Annotated in this window: 18 protein-coding genes; 15 read left to right on the forward strand and 3 right to left on the reverse strand. The window is 74.0% G+C overall.

What is annotated here, in order from left to right; genetic code table 11:
* Positions 1 to 183 precede the first annotated feature (183 nt).
* The 5 genes from Sdi02f_RS12310 to Sdi02f_RS12330 all read left to right on the forward strand — a co-directional run bounded on the left by Sdi02f_RS12310 (position 184) and on the right by Sdi02f_RS12330 (position 5,689).
* Positions 184 to 1,602, forward strand: a complete 1,419-nt coding sequence (locus Sdi02f_RS12310; RefSeq protein WP_031086293.1) for a sugar porter family MFS transporter — start codon at positions 184 to 186, stop codon at positions 1,600 to 1,602.
* 346 nt (positions 1,603 to 1,948) lie between these two features.
* Positions 1,949 to 2,887, forward strand: a complete 939-nt coding sequence (locus Sdi02f_RS12315) for a 3-oxoacyl-ACP synthase III family protein (RefSeq protein WP_051849721.1) — start codon at positions 1,949 to 1,951, stop codon at positions 2,885 to 2,887.
* Positions 2,884 to 4,566, forward strand: coding sequence for an AMP-binding protein (locus Sdi02f_RS12320; protein WP_159107648.1), 1,683 nt, complete (start codon positions 2,884 to 2,886; stop codon positions 4,564 to 4,566). Before Sdi02f_RS12315 ends, Sdi02f_RS12320 begins: the two co-directional genes overlap by 4 nt.
* Positions 4,563 to 4,898 (forward strand): acyl carrier protein, encoded by a 336-nt coding sequence (locus tag Sdi02f_RS12325; protein WP_030402325.1) that lies wholly within the window; start codon positions 4,563 to 4,565, stop codon positions 4,896 to 4,898. The genes Sdi02f_RS12320 and Sdi02f_RS12325 overlap by 4 nt, the downstream gene beginning before the upstream one ends.
* Positions 4,895 to 5,689 (forward strand): acyl-ACP desaturase, encoded by a 795-nt coding sequence (locus Sdi02f_RS12330; RefSeq protein ID WP_051849723.1) that lies wholly within the window; start codon positions 4,895 to 4,897, stop codon positions 5,687 to 5,689. Before Sdi02f_RS12325 ends, Sdi02f_RS12330 begins: the two co-directional genes overlap by 4 nt.
* Before the next feature lie 58 nt (positions 5,690 to 5,747).
* On the opposite strand, the gene Sdi02f_RS12335 is transcribed toward Sdi02f_RS12330, so the two are convergent.
* Positions 5,748 to 6,674 carry an acyl-ACP desaturase gene (locus Sdi02f_RS12335; RefSeq protein WP_108933230.1) on the reverse strand — a complete coding sequence of 309 codons (927 nt, stop codon included), beginning with the start codon at positions 6,672 to 6,674 and terminating at the stop codon, positions 5,748 to 5,750.
* A 262-nt stretch (positions 6,675 to 6,936) separates the two neighbouring features.
* Here Sdi02f_RS12335 and Sdi02f_RS12340 point away from each other — a divergent pair, with 262 nt between their 5' ends.
* From Sdi02f_RS12340 to Sdi02f_RS12360, 5 genes are read left to right on the forward strand one after another with little or no spacing between them, the layout of a single operon-like run.
* Entirely contained in the window at positions 6,937 to 7,860 is a 924-nt protein-coding gene (locus tag Sdi02f_RS12340; RefSeq protein ID WP_030402322.1) for an alpha/beta fold hydrolase, read from the forward strand.
* A gap of 1 nt (position 7,861) precedes the next feature.
* Entirely contained in the window at positions 7,862 to 9,439 is a 1,578-nt protein-coding gene (locus Sdi02f_RS12345) for an AMP-binding protein (protein ID WP_108933231.1), read from the forward strand.
* The gene (locus Sdi02f_RS12350) at positions 9,436 to 10,578 is read left to right on the forward strand and encodes an NAD-dependent epimerase/dehydratase family protein (protein ID WP_063836440.1); all 1,143 of its coding nucleotides are present in this window, start codon (positions 9,436 to 9,438) and stop codon (positions 10,576 to 10,578) included. The genes Sdi02f_RS12345 and Sdi02f_RS12350 overlap by 4 nt, the downstream gene beginning before the upstream one ends.
* A complete protein-coding gene (locus Sdi02f_RS12355) occupies positions 10,575 to 10,826 on the forward strand; it encodes an acyl carrier protein (protein WP_030402319.1) in 252 nt (83 codons plus the stop codon). Before Sdi02f_RS12350 ends, Sdi02f_RS12355 begins: the two co-directional genes overlap by 4 nt.
* Positions 10,823 to 12,052, forward strand: a complete 1,230-nt coding sequence (locus Sdi02f_RS12360) for a beta-ketoacyl-[acyl-carrier-protein] synthase family protein (protein ID WP_055469397.1) — start codon at positions 10,823 to 10,825, stop codon at positions 12,050 to 12,052. Before Sdi02f_RS12355 ends, Sdi02f_RS12360 begins: the two co-directional genes overlap by 4 nt.
* A 27-nt stretch (positions 12,053 to 12,079) precedes the next feature.
* Here Sdi02f_RS12360 and Sdi02f_RS12365 read toward each other — a convergent pair whose 3' ends face one another.
* Complete coding sequence (locus Sdi02f_RS12365) at positions 12,080 to 13,531, reverse strand: cytosine permease (protein ID WP_108933232.1); 1,452 nt, start codon at positions 13,529 to 13,531, stop codon at positions 12,080 to 12,082.
* Positions 13,532 to 13,715: 184 nt separating this feature from the next.
* Here Sdi02f_RS12365 and ftsY point away from each other — a divergent pair, with 184 nt between their 5' ends.
* Complete coding sequence (ftsY, locus tag Sdi02f_RS12370) at positions 13,716 to 14,924, forward strand: signal recognition particle-docking protein FtsY (protein ID WP_030402316.1); 1,209 nt, start codon at positions 13,716 to 13,718, stop codon at positions 14,922 to 14,924.
* Between the two features lie 103 nt (positions 14,925 to 15,027).
* Here the strand turns inward: ftsY and Sdi02f_RS12375 are convergent, their stop codons facing one another.
* On the reverse strand, positions 15,028 to 15,699 hold the full coding sequence (locus Sdi02f_RS12375; RefSeq protein ID WP_030402315.1) for a bifunctional DNA primase/polymerase: 672 nt from the start codon (positions 15,697 to 15,699) through the stop codon (positions 15,028 to 15,030).
* 445 nt (positions 15,700 to 16,144) lie between these two features.
* Between Sdi02f_RS12375 and nsdA the strand changes: the two genes are divergently transcribed.
* From nsdA to Sdi02f_RS12395, 4 genes are all read left to right on the forward strand, one after another.
* Positions 16,145 to 17,644 (forward strand): transcriptional repressor NsdA, encoded by a 1,500-nt coding sequence (gene nsdA / locus Sdi02f_RS12380; protein WP_030402314.1) that lies wholly within the window; start codon positions 16,145 to 16,147, stop codon positions 17,642 to 17,644.
* A gap of 395 nt (positions 17,645 to 18,039) precedes the next feature.
* Positions 18,040 to 19,386 carry an ammonium transporter gene (locus Sdi02f_RS12385; protein ID WP_108933233.1) on the forward strand — a complete coding sequence of 449 codons (1,347 nt, stop codon included), beginning with the start codon at positions 18,040 to 18,042 and terminating at the stop codon, positions 19,384 to 19,386.
* Positions 19,383 to 19,721 (forward strand): P-II family nitrogen regulator, encoded by a 339-nt coding sequence (locus Sdi02f_RS12390; RefSeq protein ID WP_030402312.1) that lies wholly within the window; start codon positions 19,383 to 19,385, stop codon positions 19,719 to 19,721. Before Sdi02f_RS12385 ends, Sdi02f_RS12390 begins: the two co-directional genes overlap by 4 nt.
* 27 nt (positions 19,722 to 19,748) lie before the next feature.
* Positions 19,749 to 22,211 (forward strand): [protein-PII] uridylyltransferase, encoded by a 2,463-nt coding sequence (locus Sdi02f_RS12395; RefSeq protein WP_053637698.1) that lies wholly within the window; start codon positions 19,749 to 19,751, stop codon positions 22,209 to 22,211.
* The last annotated feature ends 79 nt before the right edge of the window (positions 22,212 to 22,290 follow it).

Below are 22,290 nucleotides of genomic sequence, written 5' to 3' on the forward strand. Positions count from 1 at the left end.
CTCTTGAACGAGTAACCCTCGCGAAATCCTCACTACGCCGCCAAAACTCGCACCTCTCGCCCTATTGACTTCGAAACTTGAAGACATAGTCTCTGCAACGTTGCTTTTACCTTCAGGTTCCTTCAGTGGCACCTCGAAGGGCGAACCGCCCCGGCAGCGTTGCCGGTAGCCCGAGGAGTACACGTGGCCAGCACATCGCAGGCGCCCAACCCAGGAGCCAGGACGGCTCACCCCGATCATCTCGGGCACGTCATCTTCATCGCGGCGGCGGCCGCGATGGGCGGTTTCCTGTTCGGCTACGACAGTTCCGTGATCAACGGCGCCGTCGAGGCCATCCGGGACCGCTACGACGTCGGCTCCGCGGTGCTGGCCCAGGTCATCGCCATCGCCCTGATCGGCTGCGCCATCGGTGCCGCCACCGCCGGCCGCATCGCCGACCGCATCGGCCGCATCCGCTGCATGCAGATCGCGGCCGTCCTCTTCACCGTCAGCGCCGTCGGCTCCGCACTGCCCTTCGCGCTGTGGGACCTCGCCATGTGGCGCATCATCGGCGGCTTCGCCATCGGCATGGCCTCCGTGATCGGCCCCGCCTACATCGCCGAGGTCTCCCCGCCCGCCTACCGCGGCCGGCTCGGCTCCTTCCAGCAGGCCGCGATCGTCGTCGGCATCGCCGTGTCGCAGCTGGTCAACTGGGGGCTGCTGAACGCCGCCGGCGGCGACCAGCGCGGCAAGCTGATGGGCCTGGAGGCCTGGCAGGTCATGCTCGGCGTCATGGTGATCCCGGCCGTCCTCTACGGCCTGCTCTCCTTCGCCATCCCCGAGTCCCCCCGCTTCCTGCTCTCGGTCGGCAAGCGCGAGCGCGCCAGGAAGGTCCTCGAAGAGGTCGAGGGCAGGGACACCGACTTCGACGCCCGCGTCGCCGAGATCGAGCACGCCATGCACCGCGAGGAGAAGTCCTCCTTCAAGGACCTGCTCGGCGGCAGCTTCTTCTTCAAGCCCATCGTCTGGATCGGCATCGGCCTGTCGGTCTTCCAGCAGTTCGTCGGCATCAACGTCGCGTTCTACTACTCCTCGACGCTGTGGCAGTCGGTCGGCGTCGACCCGACGCAGTCCTTCTTCTACTCGTTCACGACGTCGATCATCAACATCGTCGGCACCGTGATCGCGATGATCTTCGTGGACCGCATCGGCCGCAAGCCGCTCGCCCTGATCGGCTCCGTCGGCATGGTGATCGGCCTCGCGCTGGAGGCGTGGGCCTTCTCCTTCCACCTGGTCGACGGCAAGCTCCCGGCCACCCAGGGCTGGGTCGCCCTGATCGCCGCCCACGTCTTCGTCCTCTTCTTCGCCCTCTCGTGGGGTGTGGTCGTCTGGGTCTTCCTCGGCGAGATGTTCCCCAACCGCATCCGCGCCGCGGCCCTGGGCGTGGCCGCCTCCGCGCAGTGGATCGCCAACTGGGCCATCACGGCGAGCTTCCCGTCGCTGGCCGACTGGAACCTCTCCGGCACCTACGTGATCTACACGGTCTTCGCCGCCCTCTCCATCCCCTTCGTGCTGAAGTTCGTGAAGGAGACGAAGGGCAAGGCCCTGGAGGAGATGGGCTGACCGCCCTCCCCGAACCCGGGGAGGAGGCCAAGTCCCCGCTGCCCTCTCCCCGTACCGTCCGCCGCCCCGCCCGGTCGTTCTCCGGGCGGGGCGGCGGTGCCGTACGACGAGATCCGTCCGAACACCGGGGAACACCCCGGAGTGGCTCGCGCGGCCGCGTGCCGGTCGCATGGCATTCTGCTGCGCGAATCGGTCCATTCCGGATCGGTCGCTTGGAGAGTCTTTCGGCTCGGCCGTCGTCAGCCCTGCCGCCCGGTCGGCCGCCGTGTGCGCCCCGGGAGGACACATTTCCTGCTTCAGTCGGATTACCAGCGCAGCCGTTCATCATCCTCCGCGGCGCCAGTCGGTGGCGGAGGTCGAGGAGGCGGTGCGCGAGACCAATCCCCATCTGCTCGTCGTCGACGGCGTGCTGGAGCGCCTCTACGGCCTCGAAGAGCGCCGCGTGGCCCCGCCGGGAACCCTGCCGTCCGATCTCGCGGCCGCGGCGGGCGAGTCCGCGCTGGTCCGGGCCGGCGTCGCACCCTCCGAGGTGGAACTCCTGATCTTCGCGGGGGTCAGCGAGGACCTGGAGGAACCCGCGACCGCACACGTGGTCGCCCACAAAATCGGCGTGAAGGCACCCGCCTTCGACGTGAAGAACGCCTGCAACGGCGTGCTCAACGCCCTGCAGATCGCCGACGCGCTGATCAGGACCGGGACGCACACGACGGTCCTGGTCGTCACCGGCGAACTGCCCAGCCGGCTGATGCGGCTCCCGGTGGCCGACCGGTCCGCGCTCGCCCACGCCATGCCCGCCTACACCGGGGGCGACATGGGCGCGGCCCTGGTGCTGCGGGCCGGCGACGCCCCCGGCCTGATCGCCATGCGGTTCGCCGCCGACCCGGCCGGCTGGGACGCAGCCACCATGGTCAACCCCTACTTCGGCACCGCGGACGAGCCGAGGTGCCCGCGCATCGACTCCGAGTCGCTCGTGCGCTCGTGCCTGGGCTTCGCGCAGGACGGCGTACGGGAGATGGCGGAGCTGGGCTTCAAGATCGGTGACGCCGACCTCGTCTGCGTCCACCAGGCGTCCGTGCCCTTCACCCGCACCCTCTGCGAGGCCGTGGGCGCCGAGCGGGACCGCGTCGTCCCGGTCTTCCCCCGGTACGGCAACGTCGGCACCGGCAGCCTCCCGCTGCAACTGGTCGAGGCCGAAAGCACCGGGCGGCTCCACCGCGGTGACCTCGTCGCCCTGTTCGGGCTCGCCAGCGGCACGAGCTGCGGCCTCGCCCTGTGCCAGTGGTGAGCGACGCCTGGGTCTGCTCGGTCCTGCAGACGTACGAGGGGGACCCGGCCCCGGCCCACCGGTACGTGGACGGGGAGGGCCGCACCCGGGAACTGTCGCGGGCCCGGCTCCTCGACGAGGTGCGCGACCGCGCCCGGCGGCTGACCGGGTGCGGGGCGGGGCCCGGCAGCAGGGTGGCGCTGCTGGCCGACGACCCCGGACGGTTCGTCCCCGCCTTCCTCGGCGCGATCTGGGCCGGCATGGTCCCGGTCCCCCTCCCGCCCCCGCCGGTCCTGGGACGGCGCGACGCCTGGGCCGAGGCCGTCGCCGCGTCGCTCCCCGTCGCCCGTCCGGACCTCGTCGTCGCCGAGGAGACGGCGCTCGCCCCGATGCCCGCGACACCGGCCCGCCACCTCTCCTACGCCTCCCTGGAGTCGGCCGCCGGGCCGGCGGACACTCCCGCCCCCGCCGCCTACCGGCCCGAGCGCACCGCCTACCTCCAGTTCAGCAGCGGCAGCACCGGACGCCCCAGGGCGGTCGTCGCCACCGCCGGGTCGGTCACCGCCAACAGCCTCGCCATCATGCGCGACGCACTGGCCGCCGACCCGGCCCGCGACCACGGCGTGAGCTGGCTCCCGCTCCACCACGACATGGGCCTGGTCGGCTTCGTCCTCGCCCCCCTGGCCGTCGGCGTACCGGTGACCCTGGTCGCCACCCGGCTGTTCGTCCGCGACCCGGGCGTCTGGATGCGCACCCTGTCCGACGTGAAGGGCACCATCACCGGCGCCCCCAACTTCGCCTACGCGCTGGCCACCCGGCGCACCGACCGCGACCGCCTGGCCCGCCTCGACCTGTCCGGGGCACACACCCTGCTGTGCGGCGGGGAGCCGGTCAGCCCCCGCACCCTGCGGGACTTCGCCGACGCCCACCGCGTGGCGGGTCTCGACCCGGCGGCGCTGCGCCCGTGCTACGGACTGGCCGAGTCCACGCTCGCGGTGTCCGTCGCCCCCAGGGGCACCGCGAGGCGCCCGGACCGGGTCTCCTGGTCCCGGCTGCGCGACCACGACCGCGCCGATCCGAGCGGCGACGGCGCGGAGTCCGTGGAGGTCATGGGCTGCGGCCGCCCCTTTCCCGGCCACGAGGTCCGTGTGGTCGCGGAGTCCGGACGGCCCGGCGCCGACCGGGAGGTGGGCGAGATCTGGGTGCGCGGGCCCTCCGTGTGCGCCGGATACGTGGACCGGACCCCGGACCGGCCGACGCCGGTCACCGACGACGGCTGGCTGCGCACCGGGGACCGCGGCTACCTGGCCGACGGCGTCCTCCACCCGACGGGCCGGCTGAAGGACGTCCTCGTCGTCCAGGGACGCAACATCGACCCGCAGCGCGTCGAGTGGGCCGCCGAGGCGGTGGACGGCGTCCGCACCGGAGGAGCGGTCGCCTTCACCCGGCCCGGCACCGACACCGAGGAGGTGGTCGTGGTCGCCGAGTGCCGGCCCCGCCGGAGCGCCGACATCGGCGACGCCGTACGGGAGACCGTGTCGCGGCGGCTCGGGCTCGGCGTCGGCGACGTCGTGGCCGTCGGCCCGGGCACGGTCGCGAAGACGACCTCGGGCAAACCCCGGCGCCAGGAGATGCGCCGCCGCTACCTCCTCGGAGACCTCCCACCCGTACACAACGACCCCCCAAGGGACACCCCATGACACCGACCGACATCCCGCACGTCCTGCACCGCGCCTACCAGCAGGTGACGCAGCGCGACCCCGGGACCCTGCACCGGGACACCGACATCCGCGCCCTGGGCGTGGACTCCGTGCAGCTCCTCGAAATCATCGTGATCGCCGAGACGGAGCTGGGGCTGCGCGTCCCGGACGCGGCCCTCGGCGGCGTGGAGACGATCGGGGACCTGTACGACATGCTCGGCCGGGCCGCGCCGCAGGCACGGACACCGCTGCCCGCACCGGCACCCGCACCGGCGCAGGGACAGGCGCCGGCGCAGGGACAGGCACCCGCCGCGGCCCGGACCGCGCGATGACCTCGATCGCGCTGCGCGAGGCGTTCCACCGGGAGTTCATGACCTTCTTCGAGCGGGCCGAACGCACCCGCCGCTGGAACGTCTTCGACGACATCCCCTGGGACCGGCTGGACGAGGTGCCGGCCCGGGACGAACTGGCCCTCGCCGCAGAGACGTTCTGCGGCATCGAGATGTTCCTCCCCGACTACCTCCAGGCCCACCTGTCGCTGCTGGCCGGCGACTACGGGCAGGCGTGGTTCTCCGCGAACTGGGGCTACGAGGAGGCCAAGCACGCGCTGGCCCTGCGCGAGTACCTGCTGCGCAGCGGCCGGCGCACCGAGACGCAGATGCGCGAGTTCGGGGACGCCGTGACGGCGCGGCACTGGGAGCCGCCGTACCGGACACCCCGGCAGATGGTCGTGTACTCGGCGCTCCAGGAGCTGACGACCTTCGTCAGCTACCGCGAGCAGCGCGAGCTGGCCCGGCGGGCGCACGATCCGGTCCTGGCCGAGGTCTACCGGCTCATCGGGCGGGACGAGATGGCGCACTGCCGTTTCTACCAGCGGATCCTGGGCCTGCACCTCGACGAGGACCGCACCGGCACGCTGAAGGACCTGGCCCACGTGGTGCGCACCTTCCGCATGCCCGCCCACGAGCTGCTGCCCGACCGCGAGGACCGGGAGAGCGTGCGCACCACGGGCTTCGGCAACGGCGCCTTCATCACGGAGGTCCTCCTGCCCTCGCTCGGCGCGCTCGGCCTGACCCGGCACGACCTCTACTCCGCCGCGGCCACCGTGCCCGCGGCCCGCTAGACATGGGCGGAGCGGTGCCCCCGCCGGTACGCGGGGGCACCGCTCGTGACCGACGTCCTCAAAGCGCGGAGTGCACGTGGCCGGCGAACCTGCGGGCCTGCGCCTCGGACGCCCGCAGCAGCACCGCGAGCCGGTCCCTGGCCTCCTCGCCGTCGGCGCCGAGGCCGGTCCGGTCGAACACCCGCAGGTGACGCATCACCGGTGCGAGCACTTCCGTGTGGTGGGTCACGGGGGAGTAGATGCCCGACCGTGCCATCGACATCGACAGCCGCGGGAAGTCCGGCGCGCCGTGCGCGGGGGACCGGAACGTGGCCACCACGGTCGCCAGGGCCCCGAGGGTCCGCTCCGGCTGGAGTTCCATGGCCGCTTCGAGCACCCGGCGGTAGAACAGCATGTGCCGGTTCTCGTCCTGCGCGATCCGCTGCAGCAGCGCCACGCACACCGGCTCGCCGGAGATCCGCTTGATGTTCCGGTACGAGATCCGGGTCGCCAGCTCCTGGAGGGTCACGTACACCAGGCCGGCCAGGACGTCGCCGCGGTAGTCGCTGTCGTACCCGGTCTGCATGTGCAGGCGGCGCGCGTCCTCCATGGCCACCGGATCGGCGGTCCGCGTGACGATCAGGTAGTCCCGGATGGCCGTGCCGTGGCGGTCCTCCTCCACCGTCCACCGGTTGACCCAGGTGCCCCACGCGCCGTCCCTGCCGAACAGCTCGGCGATCACCCGGTGGTAGCTGGGCAGGTTGTCCTCGCTCAACAGGTTGTGCAGCAGCGCGTCCCGCACCGCCGACTCCATCACGCCCTGCTCCGGCGTCCAGGGCTCGCCCCCGAGGACGCCGTCGTAGTCGCGTCCCAGCGTCCACGGAACGTACCGGTGCGGGTACCAGTCGTCGGCGCCGCGGAAGTGGGCGTCCAGGGCCCGTGCCACCACCGGCTCCAACTCCGTGAGCAGCCCGACGTCTTCGCGCTCCACCTCTGGCGCACGCATAACAGCCTCCCGACGATGCCGAAGTGCGGCGGGACCGGCCGTGCTCCGGCGGTCCCCAACCGGTCACGGGCATGCTCGCCCACCGCGTGGGCCCCGGCGGTCCAGCGCGCCGGGCGGCCGACGAGAGCCGGTAAGTGTGATGAACTCCAGTGCCGCGCAGGGAGGTTCACGGTCAGGACTCGTCTGGACCGGCCGGGTGAAGTTCCCGCGCGGGACGGAGTCGGCGCGGTGCGGGCGGCCGGGCGCGTCCTACCGTGGCGCCATGCCTCCCCCCACGCCGCCGGCCTCTCTGCTGCCCGGCTATCCGGCAGCCGACCGGTGGCGGCGCGTCCCACGGACCGGTCAGCACTACGTGGACACGGGCTCGGGCCCACCCGTCCTGCTGCTGCACGGAAATCCCTCGTGGAGCTACCAGTGGCGCCACCTGATGGCCGCGCTGTCCCCGGACTTCCGCTGCGTCGCCCCCGACCTCGCCGGGCTCGGCCTGTCGCCGCGACCGCGCGTCCCGGCCGCCGCCGTGGACCGGCACCGGCTGCAACTCGACCACCTCGACGCCCTGTTCGACGACCTCGTCGACGGCCGGGGCGCGCCCCGCGACGGCTGGACGCTGGTGCTGCACGACTGGGGCGGAGCGCTCGGCCTGGCCTGGGCACGGCGCCGGGGCCTGCGCCCCGCCCGCGTCGTGGTGCTCAACTCCATCTGCTTTCCCTGGCCTTCCGGCTACCGGCTGCCGGTCTACCTGCGCTGGATCCGGGACCACCGCGGCGTCGCGGCCCTCGCCCACGCCACCAACTTCTTCCCCCGGGCCGCCGTGCGCGGCGGCGTCGTGGCCCCGCTGCGCCGGGCCGAACGCCGGGCGTACCTGCTGCCGCTGGCCCGGAGCGGAGACCGGCGCGCGGTCGTGGACTTCGTACGCGGCATCCCGCGCGACGAACGGGAGGAGGCCTGGCGGCTCCTCGACCCGGGCGGCGACGACGGGGCCGATCTGCGCGGCCTCCCGCTGTTCGTCGGCTGGGGCATGCGCGACCCGGTGTTCACGCCCGTCGTCCTGGCGGAGTGGGAACGGCGGTTCCCGCACGCCCGGGTGCACCGCTACCCCGACGCCGGCCACTACGTCATGGAGGACGCGGCCGGACGGCTGGGCCGCGACGTCCGCGGCTTCCTCTCGTCCACGGAACGGGGCTGACATGGCACACCTCCACGCCCGGCTCGAACAGCTCGCCGCGGAGCGCCCGCACGACACCGCCCTCGTCCTCGGCCGCCGTGACGGGCCGGGCCGGGCCGTCACGTTCGCCCGGCTCGTCGCGGGGTGCCGGGAGGCGGCCGGGGCCTTCGAACGGGCCGGGGTGCGCCGCGGCCACAAGGCCGTGACCATGACCGGCGACCCCTACCACCTGTTCACCACCGTCCACGGGCTGCTCGCGATCGGAGCGGTCCCGGTCCTGGTCGACCCCGGCCTGCCCCGCGCCGACCTGCGGCAGTGCCTGGACGAGGTGGCGCCCGAGGCGTTCGTCGGACAACCGCTCGCCCATCTGGGCCGTACGGCGCTGGGCTGGGCCCGGGGACACGTGCGGACGGCCGTCGTCACCGGGGCGGCCGTCCCGGGGCTGCGGCGGCGCCTGCCCGTGCCACGCGCCCGGCGGGGCGTGGAGCCCTCCGGCCCGCCGACGCGCAACCCCCGGCCCCCGGCGCCGGACGACCTCGCGCTGATCGCCTTCACCTCCGGCTCGACCGGCGTCCCCAAGGGCGCCGAATACCACCACGGCACCCTGGCGGGGCAGGCCGAGACGCTGGCCCGCCTGGTCGGCACCGACGGCACGCTGTTCGCCGGGTTCCTCCCCGTCGTGCTGCTCGGACCGGTGCTCGGGCACACCACCGTCGCGCCCGCGGTCAACCACCGCGCCCCGGCCCGCACCCCGCCCGGACGCCTGGTCCGCCCGCTCCTGGAGAACCGGACGGACGTGGTGGTCGGCTCGCCCGCCGTCCTCGGGCTGCTGGCCGAGCACTGCGCGCGCCGGCGCCTCACCCTGCGCCGCGTCGACCGCGTGATCTCCTTCGGCGCCCCGCTGCGCGCCGCACTCGCCGATGCCCTGCACGCGGTGCTGCGGCCGGACGCCGAGGTGCTCAGCGCCTACGGGGCCACCGAATGCCTGCCGGTGAGCGCCGTCAGCACCGCCGACGCCCGCGCACCCGGCCCCGGCACGTGCGTGGGCCGGCCCCTCGACGGCGTCGTCGCCACGATCCTGGACGCCGGTCCCGACGGCGTCGGCGAGATCGCCGTCACCGGCGGCAACGTCAGCCCGGCCTACCACGCGCGTCCCGAGGTCACCGCGGCCACCAAGACCGTCACCGACCAGGGCGTCCAGCACCGGACCGGGGACATGGGGACCATCGACGCGGAGGGCCGCATCTGGTTCCACGGCCGCCGCAGCCACCGCGTCCTCGGCACCGACCACGTCCTGACCACCGAGGACGTCGAGGCCGCCGCCGACACCGTGCCCGGCGTGCGCCGCAGCGCCCTCGTCGGGGTCGGGGACCCGGGCCGGCAGCGCGCCGTGCTGTGCGTCGAGCTGGCCGCGCGGGGGCCCGGACGCCCGGCGGTGGTCGCGGCGGTGCGCGAACTGCTCGACCGGCGTCCCGACGGACGGCACGTCACCGCGGTCCTGGTCCACCCGGGGTTCCCGACGGACATCCGGCACAACTCCAAGATCAACCGCGAGCGGCTGGCCGACTGGGCCACCCGGCGCCTGCGGAGGCCGCGGTGAGCGCACCGGCCCCCGCCCGGGTCCTCGTCACCGGCGGCAGCGGCTTCCTCGGCACCGAGATCTGCCGGCAACTCACCGCCCGCGGTACCGAGACCGTCTCCCTCAGCCGCCGACCCGGCGCCGCGCTGACGCGGCTCGGCGTACTCCAGGTCCACGGCGACCTCACCGATCCGGCCGCCGTCGACCGCGCGCTCGCCGGGTGCGACGCCGTTGTCCACAACGCCGCCCTCGCGGGAGCGGGCGGTCCGGCGGCGCCCTACTGGCGCACCAACGTCGACGGCACCCGTACGGTGCTCGACCGGTGCCGCCGGCACGGCGTGCGCACCCTCGTCCACACCTCGACCGCCAGCGTCGTCTTCCGGCCCGGGGGCCTGGAGAACGCCGACGAGCGGCTGCCCCGCCCGCGCCGGTACCTGGCCGCCTACCCGCACACCAAGGCCGTCGCGGAGGCACTGGTCCTCGATGCCCACGGCTCCGGCGGACTCGCCACCCTCGCCCTGCGCCCGCACCTCGTCTGGGGGCCGGGCGACCCGCACTTCCTGCCCGCCCTGACCCGCGCCGTCCGCCGGGGACGCCTCGTCATGCCGGGCGACGGGGCCAACCTCGTCGACACCACCCACGTCCGCACCGCCGCCCACGCCCACCTGCTCGCCCTCGACCGGCTCCACCGGGGGTGCCCGGTCGGCGGGCGGGCCTACTTCGTCGCCCAGGGCGAGCCGCTGCCCCTGCGCGACACCGTCGGCCTGCTGCTCGCCGCCGCCGGAGTCCGCGCCACCTGGCGGCCGGTGCCCGCCCCACTCGCCCACGCCGCCGCTGCCGCCCGCGAGACGGCGGACCGGCTGCGGGGCGCCACCGGCACGCACGGCCTCAGCCGGTTCCTGGTCGCCGAACTGGTGCACCCGCACTGGTTCGACCTGACCGCCGCCCGCACCGGTCTCGGGTTCACCCCGCCGCTCGGCTTCGCCGACGGCATCCGCGAGGCGTTCGAGGCCGCCGGCCGCCCCGCCGCCGGCGCCGGCACCCTCGCCCGTCTCCTGCCCGCCCCTTCGAGCCCGCCCGGCCCAGCCGGGCCGGAGCCTCCGCCCGCGCCCGCCCACCCCGCCGCACCCGGCACCGAGAAGGGAACCGCCCGCCCATGACCGACACCTACGACGTGATCCGTTCCGTGCTGACCACGACGTTCCGGATCCCCGACGACGAGATCAGCCCCGAGCGCACCCTCGAACAGCTCGAACTCGACTCGCTCGCCCTGGCCGAGTTCGCGCTCATCCTCCAGGAACGCCTGGAGGTGCGGGTCGACGAGGAGCACGCCACCCGGGCCACCACCCTCGCCCAGGTGACCGAGCACCTCGACACCCTGCGCGCCCAGTCGGTGACCACGCCGTGACCGTCCGCACCCCCGTCGCGATCACCGGGCTGGGCCTGGTCACCCCCGGCGGAGAGGGAGCGGAGGCGACCTGGGAAGCGGTGTGCGCGGGAACCGGCACCGCCGCCCCGGACCCCCTCCTCACCGGCCTGCCCGTCGACTTCTCCTGCCGGGTCCCGCTGAGCGAGGAGGAACTGGACCGGCGGGTCGGACGCCGCTCGTGGCGCATGGGGCGCTCCGCGAAGCTCGCCGTCCTCGCCGCCCGGGAGGCCGTGCGCGACGCCGGTCACCGGCCCGCCGACTGGGACGGCGCCCGCGTCGCCACGATCCTCGGCTGCGGCATGGGCTGCGTGGACAAGTGGGAGGAGCAGGGCAGGCGCCTGGAGGAGCGCGGCCCCGACTTCGTCTCGCCCCTCGCCATCCCCCTGGTCCTGCCCAACCTCGGCACCGGCGAGGTCTCCATCGACCTCGGGGCCCGGGGCATCGGCCTCGCCCCCGCCACCGCCTGCGCCTCCGGGGCGACGGCCCTCGCGCTGGCCCGTGACCTGCTGGCGGCCGGCCTGTGCGACGTGGCCGTGGCCGGCGGCGTCGAAGCGGGCGTCAGCCGGCTGTCCACCACCGGCTTCTGGCGCATGGGTGCCCTCTCCGAACGCCGCGCCGCGCCCGCGGAGGCGTCCCGGCCGTTCGCCGCCGACCGCGACGGCTTCGTCGTGGGGGAGGGCGCCGGGGTGCTGGTCCTCGAACGCGCCGCCGACGCCGCGGCCCGCGGCAAGCCGCCCCGCGCCCTGCTCGCGGGCTGCGGCAGCACCTCCGACGCCCACCACCCCACCGCGCCGTCCCCGGACGGGCGGGGAGCGGAGGCGGCCCTGCGCACCGCGCTCGCCGAGGCCGGGCTCGCCCCGCACGACGTCGACCACGTCAACGCCCACGGCACCTCCACGCCGCTCAACGACGCCGCCGAGGCCGACCTGATCGCGCGGGTCCTGCCGCACCGGCCCAGCGTCACCGCGGCCAAGGGGGTCCTCGGGCACAGCCTCGGCGCCGCCGGGGGGATCGAGGCCGCGCTGACCGTGCTGACCCTGCAGCACCGCCGCGTCCCGCCGGTCGCCAACCTGGAGGCTCCCGCGCCCGGGTTCGACCTCGACTGCGTCGTGAAGCAGCCCCGCCGCCAGGAGGTCCGCGCCGCGGTCAGCCACTCCTTCGGCTTCGGCGGGCACAACGTCGTCCTCGCGCTGACCCGCCCGTAGCCCCCCGGACGGGGTGCCCGCGGGGCCTCAGACGGTCACGGTCCCGGCTCGTTCCGCCGGCTCGGCGGGGCGCTCCGGGACGACCGCCGAGGGCTTCGGCAGCACGACGTACAGCAGACCGGAGATCACCACCGTGGCCACCCAGCCCAGGCCGTACTCGCCGACGACGTTGTTCGCCGCGAGCGGGCCGGTGAACCAGTCGGACGTGGTGAACATCAGACCGGCGGCCAGGCCCACCGCCCAGGCGGCGACGGCGGCGGGGGAGAAGCCGCCCCGGTACCAGTAGGCGCTGGTGCGGCCGGTGTCGGCGAGGGCCGCGCCGTCGTACTCCCGGCCGCGCAGCAGGTCCGCGCCGAAGACGCCGACCCAGGCGGAGAAGGCGACCGCGAGCAGCGACAGGAAGGCGATGAAGGAGCCCATGAAGCTGGTCGCCACCAGCATCAGCACGCCGCCGAAGACCAGCGAGATCACGGCGTTGACCGAGACCGCCCAGTGCCGCGGGACCTTGAAGCCCAGGGTCTGCGCGGTGAAGCCGGCCGAGTACATCGACATCGAGTTGATCAGCAGCATGCCGATCAGCGCGATCAGCAGGTACGGCACCGCGATCCAGGTGGGCAGGATCTCGCCGAGGAAGGAGACCGGGTCGGCGGCCGAGGCCAGGTCCGGCGTGGAGACGGCCATGATCATGCCCATCAGGACCATGGGCAGCACGACGATGCCGGCCCCGCCGACCGTGACGCCCACGAGCCCCTTCGAGGACGCCGTGCGCGGCAGGTAGCGGGTGAAGTCGGGAGCGGAGGGGATCCAGCTGACCCCGCCGGCCGCGATCAGACCCACGCCCGTGATCATCGCGGCCACCGAGCCGGCCGACCGGCCGAAGACCGCGGACCAGTCCGTGTCCACGACCAGGTAGCCCAGCACGAGCACGGAGAAGGCGCCGAAGAGGTACGTCGCGTACTTGTTGCACTTCTGCACGGCGTTGATGCCCAGTCCCGAGATCGCGAACGTCGCCACGACGAAGGCGAGCAGCGTCACCATGTCCAGCACGCTGTTCGCGCGTATGCCGAACACGATGTCCAGCACGGTGAGCAGGGCGTACGCGCCGGTCACCGCGTTGATCGTCTCCCAGCCCCAGCGGGCGACCCAGATCAGCGAGCCCGGCAGCAGATTGCCCCGCTGCCCGAACACCGCGCGGGAGAGCGCCATGCCGGGCGCACCGCCCCGCTTGCCGGCGATGCCGATCAGGCCCACCAGGCCGTACGACACGACGGGCGCCGCGGCCGCGACGACCAGGGCCTGCCAGAAGTTGAGCCCGTACGCCACGACGAGGCTCGCGCCCATCGTGAGCAGCAGCACGCTGATGTTGGCGCCGACCCAGGTCGGGAACAGGTCGCGGATCCGGGCGGTGCGCTCGTGGTCGGGCACCTGCTCGATGCCGCGGGTTTCCAGGGCGCCTTCGTTCTCGGCGGTCTTGCTCATGTGGGGGGTCCGTGCCTCGATCGTGGGGGAGAGGGGACGGTCGGGACTCTACGCGCGTTGACGCATCCTCTTCCATCGTACTTTGATCCGACTCGTTCCTTCCAGGGCCCTTTGTCCTTCGGACGAAACCACAAGGAGCCGACAGCCGGGACCCGTGCCGGGGGTCACGCATACTGGACGCGTTATGGAAATCGTCATCCTTGCTGTAGTCATCGCCGTGGTCGTGATCGGCGCGCTCGGCGGGCTGGTGGTCGGCAGCCGCCGCAAGAAGCAGCTGCCTCCGCCGCCGCCCGCGACGCCCGACATCACCGCCCCTCCGGCCGAGCCGCACGTCGGCGAAGAGGCCGAGACGCCGCGCGACGAAACGCGCCGGACGATAGAGGAGGTCGACCTCCCGGACGGCGGCACCGCCACCGTCGAGGAGCCGCCCGTCGTCGAAGAGCTCGAGATCCCGCAGATCGAGGTTCCCGAGCCCACCGCCGGCCGTCTGGTCCGGCTCCGTGCCCGCCTCTCCCGCTCGCAGAACGCGCTCGGCAAGGGACTGCTGACCCTGCTGTCCCGGGAGCACCTCGACGAGGACACCTGGGAGGAGATCGAGGACACGCTGCTCACCGCCGACGTCGGCGTGCAGCCCACCCAGGAGCTGGTCGAGCGGTTGCGCGAGCGGGTGAAGGTGCTCGGCACCCGCACCCCCGAGGAGCTGCGCGGACTGCTGCGCGAGGAGCTGATCAACCTCGTCGGCCCCGACATGGACCGCGAGGTCAAGACCGAACCCGCCACCGGCAGGCCCGGCATCGTGATGGTCGTCGGGGTCAACGGCACCGGCAAGACCACCACCACCGGCAAGCTCGCCCGTGTCCTGGTCGCCGACGGCCGCAGCGTCGTCCTCGGTGCCGCCGACACCTTCCGCGCCGCCGCCGCCGACCAGCTCCAGACCTGGGGCGAGCGCGTCGGCGCCCACACCGTGCGCGGGCCGGAGGCCGGCGACCCGGCGTCCGTGGCCTTCGACGCGGTCAAGGAGGGCAAGGAGCTGGGTTCGGACGTCGTGCTCATCGACACCGCCGGCCGCCTGCACACCAAGACCGGCCTCATGGACGAGCTGGGCAAGGTCAAGCGCGTCGTGGAGAAGCACGCGCCGCTGGACGAGGTGCTGCTCGTGCTCGACGCCACCACGGGCCAGAACGGGCTGATCCAGGCCCGGGTCTTCGCCGAGGTCGTGGACATCACGGGCATCGTGCTCACCAAGCTGGACGGCACGGCCAAGGGCGGCATCGTGGTCGCCGTGCAGCGCGAACTGGGCGTGCCGGTCAAGCTGATCGGGCTCGGCGAGGGCGCGGACGACCTGGCGCCGTTCGAGCCCGCGGCCTTCGTGGACGCCCTCATCGGCGAGTGACGCAGCCTGCGGCGCCTCGCGCACGCACGCGTGAGAAGCGCCCGCCTCCCGGACCGGGGGGCGGGCGCTTCGCCGTGCCGGGGGTGTCCCCGGAGCCGGAGGGCTACGCCCGGGACCGGTGGGCCAGGTAGGCCAGCGTCCCCAGGAGCAGCCGGGCCGCCGGCGGCCGCGTGGCCGAGTCGAGGGCCGGGGGCCGCAGCCAGCGCACCGGGCCCCGGCCGCCGCGGTCGGAGGGCGGCGCCGTGATGTACGTACCCGGGCCGAGGGCGCGCAGGTCGAGGGCGGACGGATCGTCCCAGCCCATGCGGTACAGCAGCCGGGGCAGCTCGGCGGCGGCGCCCGGCGCGACGAAGAACTGGGCGCGGCCCTGCGGCGTCGCCGCGACCGGGCCGAGCGGGAGGCCCATGCGCTCCAGCCGGGCCAGCGCCCGCAGGCCGGCGGGCTCGGCCACCTCGATCACGTCGAAGGTCCGCCCGACCGCCAGCATCACCGCCGCGCCGGGATACCGCCCCCACGCCTCGCTCGCCTCGTCGAGCCGTGCACCGGCGGGAACCTCGGGCGCGAAGTCCAGGGGATGCGCGCCCGGTGCCGGGCAGTCGGGCAGGCCGCACGAGCAGGCGCCCGCGGCGGTCCGGGCGCCCGGGACCACGTCCCAGCCCCACAGCCCGGTGAACTCGGCCACAACGGTGCACTCCGAGGCGCGGCCGCGGCGGCGCGCACCGGACCGGATCTCGCGCATGCCCCGACTGCTGCCGATGCCGATCGTGAAGCCCATGCCCCCTCCAACGGGTCCGGCGCGGCGGCGGTTACGCAGCGGACGCGAAACGTGACTCTCTGCTTCCCACTCCCCAGTCCCGAGCGATTCAGACAGCGTCCGGAAGCGCGCCGGGTAGTGCGTCCGGACGCGCACGCCCCGGTGTGCACCGTTGCACCGACTCCAGAGTGGCGTGTGTCAAGTGAATCGCGTCCCGGCCGCACTGAGTTCATTCGAAGGGGTGGCGAATGGTGGCGATTCCGTAATCGCCATGGCTGAACGAGTGATCGCGGGACTACTTTGAGTGCATGGAGCCTTGGGGCACATGCACGTGTGGGTATGCCGGAGGCAACCCGGTTCTCCGTTCGAAGGGTGGCAATCACCGGACGGGGCGCCGCGACCACCGGCATCCTGGCAGGGCTTGGCGCACTCGGCGACAGGTGGTCTCAGGAATGGGGGCGTTCCAGTGAGTGGCAACGGCGGCAGCGGTACGAGCGCGGGGAGCGCGTCGCACCCCGACAAGCGCCCGAACGAGCTGCTCACGTCCTGGTTCGCCCGCAGCGGCTGGTCCAAGGGCGAGCTGGCCCGCCAGGTCAACCGCCGGGCCCGCCAGCTCGGCGCCAACCACATCTCCACCGACACCTCGCGCGTGCGCCGCTGGCTCGACGGGGAGAACCCGCGCGAGCCCATCCCGCGGATCCTGTCCGAGCTGTTCTCCGAGCGTTTCGGCGTCGTCGTCTCCGTCGAGGACCTGGGTCTGCGCTCCACCCGGCCCACGCCCTCCGCGACCGGCGTCGACCTCCCCTGGACCGGCCCGCAGACCGTGGCCCTGCTCAGCGAGTTCTCGCGCAGCGACCTCATGCTGGCGCGGCGCGGCTTCCTCGGGAGCTCGCTGGCCCTGTCCGCGGGGCCGTCCCTCATCGAACCCATGCAGCGCTGGCTCGTCCCCACCCCCTCCGCCGGCCAGTCCGCCGCACGCGAGGCCGCCGCCCCCGGCTCCCGCGCGCGCGGGAGGCTGTCCCGGCCGGAGCTGGAGCTGCTGGAGTCCACGGCCGTCATGTTCCGCCGCTGGGACGCCCAGTGCGGCGGCGGTCTGCGCCGCAAGGCCGTCGTCGGCCAGCTGCACGAGGTCACCGACCTGCTCCAGGAACCCCAGTCGGAGACCACCCGCGCCAAGCTCTTCAAGGTCGCCGCCGAGCTGGCCGAGCTGGCCGGCTGGATGTCGTACGACGTGGGGCTCCAGCCCACCGCCCAGAAGTACTTCGTGCTCGCCCTGCACGCCGCCAAGGAGGCCGGGGACCGGCCGCTGGGCTCGTACATCCTCTCCAGCATGAGCCGCCAGATGATCCACCTCGGCCGGCCCGAGGACGCCCTGGAACTGATCCACCTCGCGCAGTACGGCAGCCGCGACTGCGCCGGCCCCCGCACCCAGTCGATGCTGTACGCGATGGAGGCCCGCGCCTACGCCAACATGGGGCAGCCCGGCCGCACCAAGCGAGCGGTGCGCATGGCCGAGGACATCTTCGCCGAGGCCGACGAGTGGGACGAGCCGGACCCCGACTGGATCCGCTTCTTCTCCGAGGCCGAGCTGCACGGCGAGAACAGCCACTCCTTCCGCGACCTCGCCTACGTCGCGGGCCGCAGCCCCACCTACGCCTCCCTCGCCGACCCCCTGATGCGCCGGGCCGTAGAGCTGTTCGCCAAGGACGAGGAACACCAGCGTTCCTACGCGCTCAACCTGATCGGCATGGCCACCGTGCACCTGCTGCGCCGCGAGCCCGAGGAGAGCGCCGTCCTCGCCAAGGAGGCCATGGGCATCGCCAAGAAGGTCCGCTCCGAACGCGTCAACACCCGCATCCGCAAGACCGTCGACACGGCCGTACGCGATTTCGGCGACCTCGGTGAGGTCGTCGACCTCACCGAACGGCTCGCCGTCGAGCTGCCGGAGACCGCCGAAGCGGTCTGAACCTCCACCAGCCCCGGCCGCGGCCGGCCCTCCCGAACTGCCCGACTCGGCTCCCCCATGCCAGGTCATTCGGAGGCCCGCCGCGGCCGGCTCCCCTTTCCGCGCCCGAACCGGCGCCGCTCCCGCGGACCCGGCCGCTCGCCGTGGGGGCCGCTCGACCGACGGGCGCGGCCGTCGTGGGCAGGGCGCCGTCACCCGGTCCGTGCCCCGGCCCGCGACACCGCCGTTCACCCACGCGTAACACGTACCGCGCCTTCGTCACGGCGGCGAAACAACGAGGGGCCTCCACCGAAACCGCGCTGCGCCAGTCTCGTGGCGCATAACCGGCCCACCCCTCACCGCCCGCCCGCCAGGCTTCGCCCGCACGGGGCCGTACCAACGACGAGGAGACGCCGATGGCTCCAGCCATCACGCTCGCGGCAGAGACCGAGCTCTCCGCCGCCAACACAGGCTTCATGCTCATCTGCTCCGCCCTGGTGATGCTCATGACGCCCGCCCTGGCCTTCTTCTACGGAGGCATGGTCCGGGTCAAGAGCACCCTGAACATGCTGATGATGAGCTTCATCAGTCTCGGCATCGTCACCGTCCTGTGGGTGCTCTACGGCTTCTCCATGGCGTTCGGCACCGACTCCGGCAGCCTCGTGGGCTGGAACTCCGACTGGCTCGGCCTCAGCAACATCGGCCTGACCGAGCTGTGGGACGGCTACACCGTCCCCGTCTTCGTGTTCCTGGTCTTCCAGCTCATGTTCGCCGTCCTCACCCCCGCCCTGATCAGCGGCGCCCTCGCGGACCGCGTGAAGTTCACCGCCTGGGCGCTGTTCATCGCCCTGTGGGCCACGATCGTCTACTTCCCCGTCGCCCACTGGGTGTGGGGCGCCGGCGGCTGGGCCTTCGAACTCGGCGTGATCGACTTCGCGGGCGGTACCGCCGTGCACATCAACGCCGGTGCGGCCGCCCTCGGCGTGATCCTCGTCATCGGCAAGCGGGTCGGCTTCAAGAAGGACCCGATGCGCCCGCACAGCCTCCCGCTGGTCATGCTCGGCGCCGGTCTGCTCTGGTTCGGCTGGTTCGGCTTCAACGCCGGCTCCTGGCTCGGCAACGACGACGGCGTCGGCGCCCTGATGTTCGTCAACACCCAGGTCGCCACCGGCGCCGCCATCCTCGGCTGGCTCGCCTACGAGAAGATCCGGCACGGCGCCTTCACCACCCTCGGCGCGGCCTCCGGCGCCGTCTCCGGCCTGGTCGCCATCACCCCGGCGGGCGGCGCCGTCTCCCCGCTCGGCGCGATCGCCGTCGGGCTCATCGCCGGCGTGGTCTGCGCCATGTCCGTCGGCCTGAAGTACAAGTTCGGCTACGACGACTCCCTCGACGTGGTCGGCGTCCACCTCGTCGGCGGCATCCTCGGCTCGCTGCTCGTCGGCCTCTTCGCCAGCGGCAAGGGCCAGTCCGACGTCCAGGGCCTCTTCTACGGCGGCGGCCTCGACCAGTTCTGGAAGCAGTGCGCCGGCGTCTTCGGCGTCCTCGCCTACTCCCTCGTCGTCTCCGCGCTCCTCGCCCTCCTGCTGGACAGGACGATCGGGATGCGGGTACCGGAGGACGTCGAGGTGGCGGGCATCGACCAGGCCGAGCACGCCGAGACCGCATACGACTTCAGCGGCGCCGGCGGCGGTGCCGCCCGGACGACCGCCGCACCGGCCGCCTCCACGGCCGCGTCGGCCCCGAGCAAGAAGGTGGACGCATGAAGCTCATCACCGCCGTCGTCAAGCCGCACCGGCTCGACGAGATCAAGGAGGCCCTCCAGGCCTTCGGGGTCCACGGCCTGACCGTCACCGAGGCCAGCGGCTACGGCCGCCAGCGCGGACACACCGAGGTCTACCGAGGTGCCGAGTACACCGTCGACCTCGTGCCCAAGATCCGCATCGAGGTCCTGGCCGAGGACGACGACGCCGAGCAGCTCATCGACGTCGTCGTCAAGGCGGCCCGCACCGGCAAGATCGGCGACGGCAAGGTCTGGGCGGTCCCGGTCGACACGGCCGTACGGGTCAGGACCGGCGAGCGCGGACCCGACGCGCTCTGACACGACGGACGGACAAGGAGTCGCCGGGTGACGAGTACGGACGTGACGCGACGAGCAGAAGGCCCGGAACCCGGCGGCTACGCGGCGGCCCGGCTGCGCCTCCTCACCGAGGGGGCGCGGTCCGGGCCGCCGCGCCGCAGGGCACTGGCCGAACTGACCGACGCCTGGCTGGCCGGCCTCTTCGGCGCGGCCACCGAACACCGCACGGGTGTCTCCCTCGTCGCGGTCGGCGGCTACGGGCGCGGCGAACTGTCCCCGCGCAGCGACCTGGACCTGCTCCTGCTGCACGACGGCCGGGACGACAAGGCCGTCGCCGCCCTCGCCGACCGCCTCTGGTACCCGGTCTGGGACCTCGGCATCGACCTCGACCACTCCGTCCGCACCCCGCAGCAGGCCCGCAGGACGGCGGGCGAGGACCTGAAGGTCCACCTCGGGCTCCTGGACGCCCGCCACCTCGCCGGAGACCTCGGCCTCACCGCCGCCCTGCGCACCACCGCCCTCGCCGACTGGCGCAACCAGGCCCCCAGGCGCCTGCCCGAACTCCGGGACCTGTGCGCCGAGCGCGCCGAACGCCAGGGCGAACTGCGGTTCCTGCTGGAACCCGACCTCAAGGAGGCCCGGGGCGGCCTGCGCGACGCCACCGCCCTGCGCGCCGTCGCCGCGTCCTGGCTCGCCGACGCCCCGCGCGAGGGCCTCGCCGACGCCCGGCGCCGGCTGCTCGACGTACGCGACGCCCTCCACCTGGCCACCGGCCGGGCCACCGACCGGCTGGCCCTCCAGGAACACGACGAGGTGGCCGCCGCACTGGGCCTCCTGGACGCCGACGCGCTGCTGCGGCAGGTGTACGAGGCGGCCCGTGTCATCTCCTACGCGGGCGACGTCACCTGGCGCGAAGTGGGGCGCGTCCTGCGCGCACGCTCCGTGCGGCCGCGGCTGCGGGCCCTGATGAACGGCGGCAGACCGGCCGCCGAGCGCTCCCCCCTCGCCGAGGGCGTCGTGGAGCAGGACGGCGAGGTGGTACTCGCCCGCACCGCGCGCCCCGAACGCGACCCCGTACTCCCGCTGCGCGCCGCGGCCGCCGCCGCGCAGGCCGGCCTCCCGCTCTCCCTGCACGCCGTCCGGCGCCTGGCGGCCACCGCGCGCCCCCTGCCCGCGCCCTGGCCCGCCGAGGCCCGCGAGCAACTGGTGACCCTGCTCGGCTCGGGCCGGCCCACGGTGCAGGTCTGGGAGGCGCTGGAGGCCGAGGGCCTGGTCACCCGGCTGCTGCCCGACTGGGAACGGGTCCGCTGCCGTCCGCAGCGCAACGCCGTGCACCTGTGGACCGTCGACCGGCACCTGATCGAGACCGCCGTCCGCGCCGCCGGGTTCACCCGCCGCGTGCACCGCCCCGACCTGCTCCTGGTCGCCGCGCTGCTGCACGACATCGGCAAGGGCTGGCCCGGCGACCACTCCGTGGCCGGGGAGACCATCGCCCGGGACGTCGCCACCCGCATCGGTTTCGACCGCACGGACGCCGGCGTCCTCGCCACCCTCGTACGCCATCACCTGCTGCTCGTGGAGACCGCCACCCGGCGCGACCTCGACGACCCGGCCACCGTGCGCGCGGTCGCGGACGCGGTCGGCACGGAGCAGACGCTGGAGCTGCTGCACGCCCTGACCGAGGCGGACGCGCTGGCCACCGGTCCGGCCGCCTGGTCGTCCTGGCGCGGCTCGCTCGTCGCCGACCTGGTGAAGCGGGCCGCTTCGGTGCTGGCCGGCGACCCGCCGGGCGAACCCGCCGTCGCGGCGCCCACCGCGGAGCAGGAACGGCTCGCGGTCGAGGCCTTCCGCACGGGCGGCCCGGTCCTGGCGCTGCGGGCGCAGACCGAGCCGTCGGCCGATCCGGAGCAGGACGGCCCGGCGGCGGGCACGGGTCCCGAGCCGCTCGGCGTGGAACTGCTGATCGCCGTTCCCGACCAGGCGGGCGTCCTCCCGGCGGTCGCCGGGGTCCTGGCCCTGCACCGCCTGACCGTCCGCACCGCCGAGCTGCGGTCCGTTCCGCTGCCGGACGGCGTCGACGGCTCCGTGCTGCTCCTCGACTGGCGGGTCGCCGCGCAGTACGGCTCGCTGCCCCAGGCCGCCCGGCTCCGGTCCGACCTGGTCAGGGCCCTGGACGGCACCCTGGACATCGCCGCGCGGCTCGCCGAACGGGACGCCGCCCATCCCCGGCGCCGGGGCGTGGAGCCGCCCCCGCCCCGCGTGACCGTCGCCCCGGCCGCGTCCCGGCTGGCCACGGTGATCGAGGTCCGGGCGCAGGACGCGCCGGGACTGCTCTTCCGCATCGGGCGGGCGCTGGAGGGCGCGGGGGTGCGGGTGCGCAGCGCGCACGCGTCGACGCTGGGGGCGAACGCGGTGGACGCGTTCTACGTGACGCGGGGCGGGGGCGGCCCGCTGCCGGGGGAGGAAGCGGCGTCGGTGGCGCGGGGGCTGGAGGAGTCGCTGCGGGGATGACCGCGCGCCGACGGGCCCGGCCCCCCGGCTCCCGGTCCCGTCCGCTCTCCTCGACGGGCAGGGACGATTTGCTTGCCGG

Source organism: Streptomyces ardesiacus (assembly GCF_003112575.1).
In the GTDB taxonomy this organism is placed as follows: Bacteria; Actinomycetota; Actinomycetes; order Streptomycetales; family Streptomycetaceae; genus Streptomyces; species Streptomyces ardesiacus.

Coding starts and splice junctions, on each gene's coding strand:
- Sdi02f_RS12390 (WP_030402312.1), top strand. CDS start 19,383: ATGAAGCTCATCACCGCCGTCGTCAAGCCGCACCGGCTCGACGAGATC.
- Sdi02f_RS12325 (WP_030402325.1), top strand. CDS start 4,563: ATGACACCGACCGACATCCCGCACGTCCTGCACCGCGCCTACCAGCAG.
- Sdi02f_RS12365 (WP_108933232.1), bottom strand. CDS start 13,531: ATGAGCAAGACCGCCGAGAACGAAGGCGCCCTGGAAACCCGCGGCATC.
- Sdi02f_RS12385 (WP_108933233.1), top strand. CDS start 18,040: ATGGCTCCAGCCATCACGCTCGCGGCAGAGACCGAGCTCTCCGCCGCC.
- Sdi02f_RS12335 (WP_108933230.1), bottom strand. CDS start 6,674: ATGCGTGCGCCAGAGGTGGAGCGCGAAGACGTCGGGCTGCTCACGGAG.
- Sdi02f_RS12345 (WP_108933231.1), top strand. CDS start 7,862: ATGGCACACCTCCACGCCCGGCTCGAACAGCTCGCCGCGGAGCGCCCG.
- Sdi02f_RS12355 (WP_030402319.1), top strand. CDS start 10,575: ATGACCGACACCTACGACGTGATCCGTTCCGTGCTGACCACGACGTTC.
- Sdi02f_RS12375 (WP_030402315.1), bottom strand. CDS start 15,699: ATGGGCTTCACGATCGGCATCGGCAGCAGTCGGGGCATGCGCGAGATC.
- ftsY (WP_030402316.1), top strand. CDS start 13,716: ATGGAAATCGTCATCCTTGCTGTAGTCATCGCCGTGGTCGTGATCGGC.
- Sdi02f_RS12330 (WP_051849723.1), top strand. CDS start 4,895: ATGACCTCGATCGCGCTGCGCGAGGCGTTCCACCGGGAGTTCATGACC.
- Sdi02f_RS12340 (WP_030402322.1), top strand. CDS start 6,937: ATGCCTCCCCCCACGCCGCCGGCCTCTCTGCTGCCCGGCTATCCGGCA.